The organism is Streptomyces lydicus (assembly GCF_004125265.1).
Lineage (GTDB): Bacteria > Actinomycetota > Actinomycetes > Streptomycetales > Streptomycetaceae > Streptomyces > Streptomyces lydicus_C.
The window spans coordinates 177,829-191,187 of record NZ_RDTE01000001.1 but is presented as its reverse complement, the minus strand read 5'-3'; the positions used below and the strand labels follow the sequence as shown (position 1 = coordinate 191,187).

11 protein-coding genes and 1 pseudogene are annotated in these 13,359 nt (G+C 67.5%); 11 read left to right on the top strand and 1 reads right to left on the bottom strand.

From position 1 onward, the window contains the following. Positions 1-58 precede the first annotated feature (58 nt). Positions 59-925 (bottom strand): annotated as a pseudogene (locus tag D9V36_RS42930) (Tn3 family transposase); the annotation flags it as partial. Positions 926-1,148: 223 nt separating this feature from the next. Between D9V36_RS42930 and D9V36_RS00950 the strand changes: the two are divergent. The 11 genes from D9V36_RS00950 to D9V36_RS00895 all read left to right on the top strand — a co-directional run bounded on the left by D9V36_RS00950 (position 1,149) and on the right by D9V36_RS00895 (position 13,304). Then, positions 1,149-2,381, top strand: coding sequence for a phosphoadenosine phosphosulfate reductase family protein (locus D9V36_RS00950; RefSeq protein ID WP_129291991.1), 1,233 nt, complete (start codon positions 1,149-1,151; stop codon positions 2,379-2,381). 84 nt (positions 2,382-2,465) lie between these two features. Continuing rightward, positions 2,466-2,645, top strand: coding sequence for a hypothetical protein (locus tag D9V36_RS00945; RefSeq protein WP_241720629.1), 180 nt, complete (start codon positions 2,466-2,468; stop codon positions 2,643-2,645). 480 nt (positions 2,646-3,125) lie between these two features. Then, positions 3,126-3,674 carry a hypothetical protein gene (locus D9V36_RS00940; protein ID WP_206739573.1) on the top strand — a complete coding sequence of 183 codons (549 nt, stop codon included), beginning with the start codon at positions 3,126-3,128 and terminating at the stop codon, positions 3,672-3,674. Positions 3,675-4,214: 540 nt separating this feature from the next. Continuing rightward, positions 4,215-4,826, top strand: a complete 612-nt coding sequence (locus D9V36_RS00935) for a TerD family protein (RefSeq protein ID WP_129291989.1) — start codon at positions 4,215-4,217, stop codon at positions 4,824-4,826. Positions 4,827-5,021: 195 nt separating this feature from the next. Then, positions 5,022-5,732, top strand: a complete 711-nt coding sequence (locus tag D9V36_RS00930; protein ID WP_129291988.1) for a hypothetical protein — start codon at positions 5,022-5,024, stop codon at positions 5,730-5,732. 661 nt (positions 5,733-6,393) lie between these two features. Beyond that, positions 6,394-7,155, top strand: coding sequence for a hypothetical protein (locus D9V36_RS00925; protein WP_129291987.1), 762 nt, complete (start codon positions 6,394-6,396; stop codon positions 7,153-7,155). A 613-nt stretch (positions 7,156-7,768) separates the two neighbouring features. Continuing rightward, positions 7,769-8,914 (top strand): hypothetical protein, encoded by a 1,146-nt coding sequence (locus D9V36_RS40555; RefSeq protein WP_164992801.1) that lies wholly within the window; start codon positions 7,769-7,771, stop codon positions 8,912-8,914. Between the two features lie 579 nt (positions 8,915-9,493). Beyond that, the gene (locus tag D9V36_RS00910; protein WP_129291985.1) at positions 9,494-10,501 is read left to right on the top strand and encodes a hypothetical protein; all 1,008 of its coding nucleotides are present in this window, start codon (positions 9,494-9,496) and stop codon (positions 10,499-10,501) included. Beyond that, positions 10,404-11,165 (top strand): DUF6884 domain-containing protein, encoded by a 762-nt coding sequence (locus D9V36_RS42925; protein ID WP_431357630.1) that lies wholly within the window; start codon positions 10,404-10,406, stop codon positions 11,163-11,165. The genes D9V36_RS00910 and D9V36_RS42925 overlap by 98 nt, the downstream gene beginning before the upstream one ends. Positions 11,166-11,809: 644 nt before the next feature. Next, complete coding sequence (locus D9V36_RS00900) at positions 11,810-12,595, top strand: GP88 family protein (protein WP_129291984.1); 786 nt, start codon at positions 11,810-11,812, stop codon at positions 12,593-12,595. A 268-nt stretch (positions 12,596-12,863) separates the two neighbouring features. After that, positions 12,864-13,304, top strand: coding sequence for a hypothetical protein (locus D9V36_RS00895; RefSeq protein WP_129291983.1), 441 nt, complete (start codon positions 12,864-12,866; stop codon positions 13,302-13,304). Positions 13,305-13,359: the final 55 nt, after the last annotated feature.

Here is a 13,359-nt window from a genome sequence, read left to right as displayed (position 1 = left end):
GCGGGCAGGCCCACGCCCTTCTGGACGCGACACCGCCGAGTGCGGACCGGGCACGGGCCGCATGGAGTGCGCCGGGGTGGACGGAGCTGGTGATCCGCGGGATGGCTTCCCAGTGCCGTTCGGCCCTGCCCCGGTCGATCCGCGGGCTGCGTCCCGGAAGGCTTCGTAGTCGGCGGTGCGCTCGATTGCGCCACATCTTCTGAGCGGCAGGTCAGCGAGCTGTGGCGAGTACGCGAATCCCGCCAAGGTGAGCGCCCCAACGACAACATCGCTGTAGCTCGCGGTGTCGGCGACAGTCACCTCGGGGCGCTGGCCCGCCATCGCCTCATAGAGGACGTCCAGCACGAAGAGCGAGTCGCGCGTGTTGCCGACCACGACCTCCACGCTCAACTCTGCCGCATCCTCGTTGGACATGTTGCAGGTGGCATCGCCCCGGCGCTCGAAGCACTTCGGGTTCGGCCGGCATACGCCAACGGCACAGAGACGACGACCCGCATACCGTCTCCGAGGAATCCAGCCCGCCCCCGCGCCTGCGCACGCGGGATCGCTGCCCGGCAGCTGTGCGTAACCAACACAGCAGCGCGGCGATCGTCACGTGGTCCTTCAGCCTCACCGCGCCGCCGGTCACCGAGGTGAACGTCCGGTCGACGCCGGTCTACGAAAACACCTCCAGCCGGGGCCAGCCCCGCCCCCATCGCCTCCCGCTCGAAGCGCCGATCGGAAGAGGGCTCCGTGCCCAAGCCGACCAGCACCCCGCAGGTTGCGCAGAGAAGTCGGTACGGGCTCCGCCTCCAGAGCAGCGAAGTGCAGGCGGCCCGCGGCCCTCGTCGTCGAACACGAGCTGCGCGCTCACCGGCACCCGCGCGTCAACCTCCCAGTAGGCCCCCTCCAGCAGCGCACCCCGCTCCGCCAGGTGCTTCCCCGCCGCATTTGCCTGGCTAGCCCCAGCGCCTCCTATCTTCCCCACCGTTGCCCCGCCGCAGACCGCCGCAGCGCGGGCACGCCCCTGGTGGCCGGTTCTCCAGGCCACGCCTTCCGGAGATGTCATGCCCTGAAAACCAGGCACTCCACACAGCCGCCAAGCCGGCCCGGCCGCCGGGGCGCCCTCCTCACTCCCAGCAACCGCGGTCATCACCAAGGAGACCGACATGAAGACCTACAACGCACTCCGCACCATCGAACTGATCCGCTGCGCCAGCAAGGCCGCCGGCGCTCATCGAGCGGCCCAGCAAGCCTTCCGGCAGGCACATGACGAGCACAGCACCACTCAGACCCAACTCACCCACTGGCGCGACCACATCAACGCCACCGGCGGAAACGACCGTGCCCCCCCGACGCACTCTGCCCTCCTCGCCGCCGAACACGAGCACCAGGAGGCAGAGCACAAGGTCCGCAAAGCCGAAGCCAGGCTGCAGCGCACCTCCGCGATGCTCCGACCTCATCGGCCGGTGCTCAATCGATACTCGAACGAACGCCGCCGTCGCCGCGCCACGACCCTGCTCCTCGACCGCTTGGCCGACCACCCTGTCGACCTAATCCGAGCAGCCGATTTGGTGACTATCCTGACATCTGCGGGCAAAGACTCAATCGTGGCGATGCACCGTACGGTCGCCGCGGCCGAGGCCGCAGGGTGCCTGCACAAGGTGCGAGTCGTGCACTGTGACACGGGAGCAGAGTGGCCCGGCGTTCGGGAACTCGCCCGCCGGCAAGCCGAGCGCTACGGAATTCCCTTCCTCGTGGTGGCCGACGAAGGCGGCCTCCTCGGAATGGTCGAGAATCGCCGGCTGTGGCCTGATGCCCAGCGGCGGCTATGCACCTCCAAGCTGAAGCGGGATCCCACCGGCCCCGCCATCACCAAGTGGGTGGCTGAGCTCGGTCTCGCCCGTCAGGCCGTCGTTCTCAACGTCATGGGCGTACGCGGAGCCGAGTCCCCCTCGCGTGCCCTGAAGACACGCCTGGCGCTCGATACTCGGAAGACGAGCGCCAACCGGCTCGTACTGACCTGGAATTGCATTCACGAGCTGTCCGAGCAGGAGGTCTGGAGGGAGATCGCCAGCAACGGCCTGGAGTACCACCCCATCTACGACACCGGGCTGCCACGCCTCTCCTGCGTCTACTGCGTCCTCGCCGGAACGGACTGGCTCATCCTGGCCACCCGGGTGTGCTTCGCCCTCGAGCTGCCGCTCCCGGAGATCTACGCCGCCCTGGAGCGAAGGATCGGCCACAGCTTCAAGCAAGACGTCTCCCTGAACGCCATCATCGCTGCAGCCCGCATGCTGGACGCTCTCGATGGGACCGTCACCTGGCGCCGCGGCGACGCCCTGCGCCGGCACCTCGGGCCAGCCGCCGCCGAACAGTACCTTGCAGCTCTCACCCACTAGACCCCTCAACCCTGCTCCGACTCACCGCCTACTCACGAAACGAGCCAGCTGATGCCCAGTTCTTTGACCGTAACTTCGACCGACATGCAGGAAATCGACTCCCACCCCGGGCACAGCCCCATCCTCGAACCGCCCGAGGGGCCGAGCGCTCTGGCCTGCACCTGCGGAGGCCTCCTCGAACTCAAGACTGACACCAAGACCGTCCAACTAAATCTCTTCCACGGGCACTTGGAGGAGATTCGCCGCGAATCCCCCCTCGCATAGAGACCAGCCGGCCCTCGGCGCCGCCCCTGGTTGTGCATCCGACACGGATGCACAACCAGGGGCGCTTGCGTGTGGGCAAGGAACACCCGCGCCCGGATCCCGAGGCCATCCCAGTACTGCGGCGGCCGCTCTGGCGACCCGGTCCCCTCGACGCCGACGGCGCACACCGCGTCCGACGGCGAGTCCCGGAGGCGGTGCACCTGTCTCGACCACAACACCGCTGGCCGTGCCAAGCAGCCTCCGGCGGCAGCCAGCTGACGGGACCTCACCGGTCCGTCTGGATTCCGCACCCGTAGGGTTCTCCGTCAACACGCCATGGCACAGACGGAGAGGAAGCGCATGAAGGGATACAAGTACATACGCGAGCTCGCGACACGAACCCGCCGAGCGGCTCGGCCAGTCGAGCACCCTCCTCCTCGTACGGGCCCCGTTCACTGGCTCTCGTTCAACAGCGCGTGCGCTGCCGTCTCGACGGCCCTGATGTGGTACTCGCCGGTGGTGCCCCTGCCGGCCCTGCTGCGCGGCGCGGGCTTCCTCATCTCCGTGCTGGTGATTCCCCTGACACTCATCCTGGTGCCGGTCTTCTGGTTCCGCCGTGTCACCGAGAAGAAGCGGAAGGTAGCCTGGGAACTCATCATCGCCGTCATCGCCGCAGCCGGACTTGCGGTCGTCTCCCATGGGGCCGGCGACGATCGGGCCATGCAGGACCGTGGCCAGTGGACCAAGGCCGTCGTGGTCAAGGTCGAGGACCGCAAGAGCGATAAGTGCACGCTCCGCACTCGCGACGGACAAGAGATCTCGCCTCGGCTGGGGGAGAGCGGCGGCTGTGATGCGGATCGGGTTTCGCCCGGTGATGAGATGCAGGTGTTGTACGACCCCGAGGGTGCGGCCGGTCCGGTGGACGAGATGCGGACCAGCTCGTACGGAGGGGTGATCGGCGGCCTGGCTGCATTGGTCGTCGCGGCAGGCACCTGCGCATGCGTACGGATGAATCGCTGGGACAACCAGTACGACAGTGGTACTCCCTAGAACAAGACGGGTGGGGACGAGGTGGACGGGCCACTGGGCAGCACCCACCTGATCGCCCAGGACCAGTTGTTCGCCGACGGATGCCCCGCTGCGCACGCAGCCCCTCCGTACCCGACTTCCTCCACCAGTATGAGTTGAACTGGACGGACGGCACGGGCAGTGCTGGATCAGCAGACTGTCCACCCAAACCCGAGTGAGCCTTCGGCCCGCCTGCACCAGCAGGCGGGCCATTCACATGCCTCCATGCACCGCCCGACCACCGGCCGATCGAGCAACCCCACGTGATGCCGACCCTGCGTCCCCTCCGGCGGACCGCATGAGCGGAATGAAGTGCCACCCCACGGGACGATCCGGCCTTTCCCCTCCACCTGGGCTTTCCCGTTTCTACGGTCGGAGACAACAAGGCGCGACAGCGACCAACTCGGCTTTGCACAGCGAGTTGCGCGGCTAACCCGCCCATCTCTCACGGTTCCGGGGCCAGGCCGCAACCAGGCACCCATCGGTGCGAGTGCGGCACACGTCCACCAGAACAGGACCCCCATGATCAACATGAACAAGGGCGACGCCCCCGTCTCCCTGACCAAGACCGCCGGCGTGACCGCCCGCATGACGTGGAGCAGCCACACCGACTACGACCTCTACGCCATCGTGGTCCGGACCAATGGCGATGTGGAATACGTTGCCACCTTCGGCGCCCGCGGCGTCCCAGCACGGATGAGCACCGCTGATGGTGCGGTCAAGCACCTGGGCGACGTTGGCCGAGGAGCACAGGGCATCGCAGAGGAAACCATCGAGATCAAGCTCAACGACTCGATCCGCGCTGTAGTGCCGGTCGCCTACTCGGCACAGTCCAATGGGCCCGGCTCCTTCTACCGCTACGGCGTCACCCTCGAGATCGACAATGGCGCGGCAGGCGACAGGGTCATGATCGCGGCAGAGAACGCCAACCCGGACGACAAGGTCTACTCGTGCGTCCCGGGAATGATCGAGAACGCCCAGGACTCCGTGGTCATCCACGCTCTGGAGCAGTACTCAGGGCGCGGCTCCGAGAACCGGCCCACCGTGAAGCTGCGGCGCAGCAGCCTCCTGCGCAAGGGAGCTGAGACCACCGAGGTTGTGATGGACGAAGGCCCGCGCAACAACCACAAATAGCCATAGACCCGGAGGAGATATCAGAGGCTCCTCTTCGCTAAGCGCTCCCTTGGCCCCCGGGGCCCGGTCCCGCTTGCGGGCCGGCCCCGGGGGCCACGCGCTCTCCATACAGTTGCCCGACTAGCAGCTCACGACTCCAGGCTCGCCCGTACCCGCCGCGAAAAGAGCGCGGCTACCGGACCGAGCGGAGACGCCATGCCGTACGCCCCTTGGGTGCTGGACACCCTCGCCGCCTACAACTCGCCCCACCTGCACCCCGCCCCATCCCCTGAGCAATGGGACGAGCTCTTCGAGAGCGCGCCCACGCTCACCTGGGACGACCTGGAGAAGATCCTGACAGCCGCGAAGAGCGCGCAGGTCACCTGGGCCGAGCCGATTCTGCTCTGGCCCGACGCCGAGGACGCCCGCTACGCGCTGATCACCCAGGACCTCCCTGACGGCTCACGCCGTGCCTCTCTGTCCGAGGACTTCGAGTTCTTCCGCCCTCCCACGGAGCAGCCCAGCTGGGGAGACGCGATCGCCTGGAGCCTGGTCGCCATCGGCGAGACCGCTGAACGCCTGGCCCGAACCGACCGCGCCCTGCATCGCCTGGCAGCCGCGGCAGCCGCGTCCATCACCTCCTGGGAAAACGAACGCACCCACCTCATGAACGACCAATGCCTGCAGGCCAACGAGCAGCCCCAGGACCCCTCGTCCCTCGGCGACGCCATCTGCACCTACGAGAAGGACCCAATGCCCATACTGCGAGCCCTCGCGCACCTGTCAGCTGGCCGCTGCCCGGTGTGCCAGTTGACCGACTGCGACAGCATGGGCGAGCAGCCGACCGCCTACTGCCGGTGCGGCCGGCACCACACCGCCCACGCTCCCTCGGACGAGTGCACCGAGTTCCGCACCGCTTCGCGCTGACCGCCGGGGTGACCGACTGGCCACCCCGGGCGGCGCCTCCACCTCGACGCGGCCCACCCATCATACGGGTTCGCCCGTGCGCGGGTGGGCCGAGCCCCTGCTCCCTGCCACCTGGGCCGAGCGGTTGAGGCACTCGGCATCGGGACCTGCCGTTCTCGCCGCCGGCCGAGCCGGGCCCGGATGAGGCCCGCTCCTGGTACCCAGGGCACCATCCTCACCTGGAGCCCCACTTGAGGCGTGAAACGCCATGACGAAGCTCACTGCTGCTCGCCGCCCCATCCGCCGGCTGCCTCTCCACCTGAGTTGCCTGCTGCGGCGCGCGTGCCGTCGCCCGCGTCGCCTGGCAGGGGCGCCCCTGTAAGAAGAACTCCTCCCGGTGCAGCCCTCCGCCTTCCTTCACAGGCCCGCCCCGCCGCTCCCGGCCGGGCCGACCGTCGCACACCACCCACCACACGCACGCTCCGATGTACGACAACCCCGGCACCGGGACGACCGCCGCCGCGGCCCCTGCGGGCCCTGACTCCGACCCGGCCCACCTCGCTTCACCGCACTTGCCCGGCTAACCCCCACATCCGGCAAAGTCGTCAACCTCACCGACGGACCGATCGTCGTCCAAAACTGGCGCCACACGCTACGCCTCGCCCCGAAGGAGGACTACCCCATGAAGCAGCTAGGCCCCGGCCCCATGAGCACCACAGATCCCGCTGAGCTGGCCATCAAGGTGACCCGCACCGACGGCGGAACCACCCTGATCGGCCCCATCGCCTTCGAACACATCGCCCAGCAGATGGTGCGCAGCTTCGAACTGATGGCGCACAACACCACCGGCGCCGACGGCGCGCAGTACGAGGTCGGCCCGTACGCACCCGAGCCCGGTGAGACGTACCTGCCGCTCGTGCCCGCCGATACTGACACGGTCATGAGCCTCATGGACGATCCTGTCCAAGGCATCGAGGCGCCGTTCCCCGACCTGTGGTCACGTCTGCATGCCCAGCACGGCTACGAGACCGCCCGCCAGGTCTGGCACCCAGCCACCGGCATGATCGACCTCCTCACCAAGGCTACCGAAGACGAGGAAGACTCACCTATGAACCAATCGCCGCCGGCCGACGACCGCAACCCGGTGTACCCGCTCGTGGAGATCGAGTACACCGTGCAGTTCCAGACCCGCAAGGACCCGCATGTGTGGTGGGAGGCGCAGGCCAACTCCACCACCGACCTGGCCGCCGCCCAGGACTTCTCCCGCCGGCTGATGACCGGCGCCGAGAGGCCGCGGGGCAATCCGAAGGCGTTCGTGACCCAGACCCGTATCGCGCAGAAGGTCACCACCGTCACCATCGTCGAGGGCGAGGGCGCGCCCCGCGCCCATGACTGCGACCAGCTCGGGCACTTGCGCTGCAGCCAGCACGGGCGGCCGGAATGAGCACCAGACACGTCCCCGACGCCCCCGACGAGGCGATGGCCGACGCGCGCGGTCCTGCGGAACTTCATGCAGGAGCGCCACGCGAGTCTGCCTCCCGCCCCGGATTGCTGCGGGCACACCTCGTGCCTGGGCGACGGGCAGCCGTGCGGCTAGCACTGAGTCGACAAGCCGCTGTACCTCGGGGCGCAGACCTACGCCAGCCCGCTCGACGCTGTCGAGACCGCCGGCCTTGGAGCCGCACCCACAGGACACCACCGACCCGCGCCACCAGCCCCTCGCGGAGGGGCATCGTCACGGCTGAGGAAACAGCCCGGCATCCACGGGAGCGTGCGCCCGCTGCCGCCGTGTCGACCTGCCGCTCGCCGACGGATACTGCCGCGGATGCCGATGGCACGTAGCCAACTACGGCCCAGGGGACATCGCCCGGTTCGGAACGCAGTTGTGGCTCGGTTCACCAGTCCCGGCACCAACAAGCCTGCGTCACTCGGACGCGGCCTCGCCTACTCCGCGCTGCCCTGTCTCCGAGCACTTGATGGCCCCTGGGCAGGAGAGGCTGTTCGAGCTCCGGCGAGACTGGCGCTCAGTGGCCGAGTTGGCGCGGCAGGATCTGCCGATGCTCACGGACTCGGCCGAGCGGCTGCTCGCCGACCTCGACAGCGTGATGAAGCAGGAGATGTGGTCTAAGGTCCCCGCCACCAAGACCCGAAACACGCTGACCATCCTGGTGTCCTGGCTCGGCGCCGATGCCCCGCTGCTGGAGACCGACATCAGGGCGCTCGTCGACAACCGTCCCCTGAAGTTCAGCGGTCGGCGGGTCACGCAGTTCCTTGAAACCCGAGGGCTGCTGGTCCCGGATGCCGAGTTCCGCCGGGACGCGCACCAGAAGCGCTTGGAAGGCGAGCTGGCCGCACTGCCCGCGACGATCGCGCAGGAACTCTCGGTCTGGATCAAGGCCGTGCGCGGAGAGGGCAAGTGGGAGCACGCCGGCCGCACCTACCGAAGCATCGCCCGCTACTGGCATGTCCTGAGCCCGGTCCTCAAGGGGTGGCTTGCGGACGGCATCGAGAGCCTACGCGAGATCACCCAGGACGACATCAAGAAGGCCATCGCCACCCGCAAGGGGACACCGGCCCGCTCGATCCACATCGTCCTGCGGAACGTCTTCCGGGCCCTTCGGCAAGAAGGCGTGATCTTCCGCGATCCCACCCGCGGCCTCGTCTTCGCAGGGATCAACAAGACCCCGCCCTCCGTCCCCTCGGACCGGCTGGCCGGCGCCCTCAGCCACGCGCGGAACGACTTCCAGCGCTTCGTGATGGTGCTGGTCTGCGTCCACGCGCTCAGCGGCACCGACATACGCCACCTGCTGCTCACCGACCTCGACCTGTCCCGCGAGCGCCTCATCGTCCGGCGCCCCGGCAAACGGCACATCATCTACCTGGATGAATTCACCTACCGCTGCGCCTCTGCGTGGCTCCGTGAACGTCACCGCCGGCGGCCGGTGACGACCAATCCGCATCTGCTGATCAACCGATGGACCGCAGTGGACACCACTCACTCGCCCATCGGCACCACATTCACCGCCATCTTTCGGCCCACGGGGCTCACGATGCCGACGCTGAGGCAGGACCGGATCCGTGACGAGGCGTTCGAGGTCGACGACCCGCTTCACCTGATGCGCCTGTTCGGCATCTCCTCTCACACCGCGATGCGCTACATCAACGCGGCCCATCCGGAACGAACAGCGAAGCTGCCCCGGTAGACGCGCTGTGAGCGAGCCCTGCCGTCAGGAATCGCGACAGCGCGCAAATATCCCGTCCAGCGAGATGTTGCTTTCCCCGACGTTCATGTAGAAGGCCGGCCGACGGTACGCCGAGCTGCTGCGCCCGTCCGCGCCGTACCCCCTGGCGACCCTCGCGGGTGGGATGAGCGAGCACCGCGGCATGAGCCGACAGGCCCATGAGGAATGCCACACTGCGGCGGACATGGCCATCCCGGAGTTCCGCACCGGGGACAGATTGACATGCGAGCATTCTGCTCGTATGTTTCGCTTCAGGATCAGGGAGGCCCGAATGAGCGATGGACCCGGCGAGAACGAATTGTGGACCGTCGCCCAGGCCGCCACATACTGGGGTGTCACCGAATCGCGAGCGCGAGCCATCCTCGCCAACAGAGGGATCAAGCGCGTCAGTGGATACCCCGCAGACCAGATTCAGGCTGTCGAACTGAGACAGGGGGCGCGCACAGACCTGCACGAAGGTGCAGCGGCAGTTGAAGGACCGACGCAGAGTCCAACCACCACACCTCTCACCCAGCCCGCCGAGAACTCAGGGAGTATCTGATGAGCGCCCGTGCCACCGAACGCCTCCGCGAGCTGTGGAAGCACCTCTCGTTCTTCACAGTCAGCGAGGTGATGGCCCGGCAGCCTGAAGACGTCCTCTACATCGAGTTGCGCAAACCTCCGATTGGCACCTACGCCAACGGTGAGAAGCTGTACAACGGCACCTACCGGCGTGATGAGGTCCCAGGCAGCGCGGATTTCCGCACCTTGAACGACGTCCCCGCACACCTGCGGGAAGACGCCCGCATCGTGTGGAAGCGGTTTACCGCGACCACCCAGGAGGGCGTCAGCTTCACCTACGACGCATTTCGCGAGCTCGACTTCATCCATGATGCGACGCTCGATTTCGAACCTCGCTCCAACCACACGTACTGCCCGCGGCTGCCGGTGCCCGGCGAGTTGATCTGCGGAACCACCACCGGCTCTGACAAAGGGGCCTTGGACCGCTGGTTCTTCTGCGATGACGCATTCCAGTTGCTGGTCACCAGCGTGCGCAACGGTCCGTCGCGCAGCGAGGAAGAGCTTGGACGCATGCTCCTGACCGAGGGTTACCCCGACACCTACTGGGCACTGGCCCGCCTGGCGCTCTTCGACAACGTCCAGGCGTTCGTCGACGCCATCGCGGCAGGCAGTCCCGCCCGGACCGCTGGACAGCTCTTCATGGGACACCCCGTCCCTGAAAGCGACCCTGCCGCAGCCCGCAGGGTCCGGCACCCGGCACACGGCAGAATCCACGGGCGAACCAAGGTTGACTGGAACGGCATGTACCTGGGCCTGGAGCTCTCGCGGTTCGTCCACGAGGTCTCGCACCTGCTCGAACCCGCGTGGTGGGAGGAGTTTCTGACGCTGGCCGACGCCCAGGAAGTCGACCATGCCCATCCGGGGCTGGGCGGAATCTGCAAGGCGTGCATTGCGGCGGATCCCGACTGGTACACCAACGGCTTCCCGTACCAGACGCCCGAGGACCGCGAGGAGATCCAGCGGCGACGCGCCGAACTCAGGTCATAAGAGAAGTCGAGAGCAGGGGCGCACCTTCGAGTGCAGCAGCCCTCATTCAGTTTGCGAACCCGCACGTGAGGCCCACGCAAAGCCCCTATGGGCGCGCGGGTTCTGGCGTGAGTATGTCCAGGATTCCTGGAACCCGCGCGCCTTGTCGTGCGGGGGACGCAAATCCAGCTCCGAACAGCCCATGCCGGCAGGCGAGAGATACACCGGGAGCTATCACTCGGCCCTGCGCCGCGCCGCTGACGCACTCACGCACGGCGGCCGGGCCGGCCGCGTCCTGATCTTGTCGTCGCTTTACGGATTTCTTGAGCTGCACGACCTCATCGCTCCCTATGACATGCGCATGGGCGACGAGGGTTCGGTGTCCGGCGACCAGATCCGCCGGCAGGCCGCCGACCTGGGCATCCTCGGTGCAGACGTCACCGTCCTCGGCCCACGCGCGTACGTCGACGCCAGCCGTGCCGTGTGGGAGGACCTGACGGCCCCGCTCGCGGGCGCACGTGGCATCGGCGAACAGCTCGCCAGGCTCGCCGACATCTATGACCCTGGCCGCTACTCGCAGGCGCCGCCGCCCTCTGTCCGACCGCCGACGATCCCGGGCGCCAGCAGCGTCATCGAGGAGATCGCGCGCAGCACGGACGCATGCCAGGATGCGGAAGCGCAATGAGCAAACCGTCAGTGAGCCTGCTACGCCACCCTCACTTGCAGCTCGCCATCCGGCAGCCATCCAGGGCACACGAAAGCCTCACGTTTCCCGGCGAATCCGCCAAAACCGCCGCGCACCGGGCCGCCCGCCGCTTCACCCTCCTCTACCGCGTCCAGTTCCACGCGCGCCCCGAGGCCCCGCCCCTGACCGTGAACGGCGCACCTCAGGACTTTGCACGCTTCCGTCCGCGCAGCCCTCAGCCCTCGAAAGGGCCGCCACGCCGCCTATGACTCGGAGCCCGCCCCGAGCCGTTGTCCCGGCCGGAACCGGGCCCTGAGCCATACCCGGAACGACCAGCGACCAAGCACCGATCCCCGCCGCCGACGGCGGTTGCGGGGCTTGCCGCCCTGCGGGTCAGTGTGAGCCTGCCTGGACCGGCCCACCGCGCCGCATGCACGTCTGCGGGGAGCCGACCCAGAACCTTGCGCAGCCCCACCACCGTCACCGCCGACACCGGGCTCTGAGCCCGCAGTCCGCCTCGGCCATGGTTCGGGCGCTGGCATGGCACCGAGACAGCTTCGTGGCTCCCGGCCGGGCTGTCTCACCGACTGCCTCCTACACCGCATGCCACCCATCCAAAATCTGGACTCGTGGAGTGCTCCACCATGGCAACCAACTGGCTGCTCTCGCAGAATGAACGAATGAAGAAGCAGGGCATTTTTTCATGGACCCTGCCCGCCTGGGTGGTCCGCCTCACGGACGAAGCCCCAGACGGCACCACCACCGTGCGCACTGTCAACGTCTGTCCCTCCGCAGGGGTCTGCGCCAAAGCCTGCTACGCACTGGGGGCAGACTCCGGATACATCCGCTTCCCTGCCGCCCGCGCCCGCCACCTACGCAACCTGCGGATGGTGCTGGACACTCCGCTCCTGTGGCGGGAGCAGATGGCCGCTGAGCTGCGCCACCCCCGCTACCAACCCGACCACGCAAAAGGAAGGTTGGGACATATTCGAATTCATGATGCTGGAGATTTCTTCGACGATTCATACACGCGTATGTGGCTCGAGATCATGAAAGGCGCCCCCAGGGGATTGACGTTCTATGCCTATACCAAACAGGTCTCCCGATTCCGCCGCTTGGTCGAAACGAACCAGCCCGCCAACTTCAAGTTCGTCTATTCCAAGGGCGGCAAGGAAGACCACTTGATCGACCCGGTCCGCGACCGACACGCGGACGTCTTCCCGACGCTCGCCGAGCTGGAAGCCGCCGGCTACTCCTCACAAGCTGCATCCGACGTCCTGGCCATTTACGGACCACCGCGTGTCGGCATGACCGTCAACCGACCGCGTAAGCACTTGACGGCGTCGTTTGGCCAGTTGCAAGAGCAGCAAGATGCCGAAGCCGCCGCCCGGCGCACCCGCCAACAAGCAAAGGCCCGCACCCGCCGCTGACAGCTATGCCTGATCGTGCCCGCCCCCGCCACCTCTCTGCCCGGGGCGGGCGCTCAGCGTCCCCCGTGGTTGCTGTCCCCCAATTCTGGGCCGGCTTCATTGGTGGGCGCGAGGGCGGGGCATCGAGTCAGCGAGCCACATGCCCCGGAGCAAGGGGCTCCAACACCGCTTTCTACACGAGGTTGTGGAGCTAGCCCCCACTTCCGACAGTGTTCGCACCCCCGGGCACACCACGTGCCGCCAACTTGAAAGGAAAGGAGCGGACCCTATGGCGGACCTGACCGGCATGACCGCAGCACTCGCAACAGCTGCCCTGGTCCTTCACTGCCTTCCTGCCCTTGCCATGACCATCGCCTGTGTCATTGGCCACCACGAGCAGGGCGGAGAGCACGGAGAGCACACATCCAAGGCTCTCTTTCTCGGGCTGACGCCCACTCAGCGTGAGCCCCGATTCAAGCGCCTCGGCTACATGCTCACCGCCGCCGCTGGTCTCCTGGCCACAGCATCCTTCCTCAACTGGGCCGGGGGAGCGGAAACAGGATGGACGGTGACCTTCGGCGTACTCGCGCTGGCCGAGTCGGGATGCGCCTGGGCCTTCGGCAGGCCCATCAGCGAATGCACCTCCGCGCCCGAAGAGCCGTCGACCACCGGAGATCCCTCGGCAAACTCAAGCCCAGAGGGCGAGGACGAGCGGCCGCCGACCGGCTGAACACAGCACCCGTCACACACCTCCCCGGGCCCGCCCGGCCACACCGGCCAGGCGG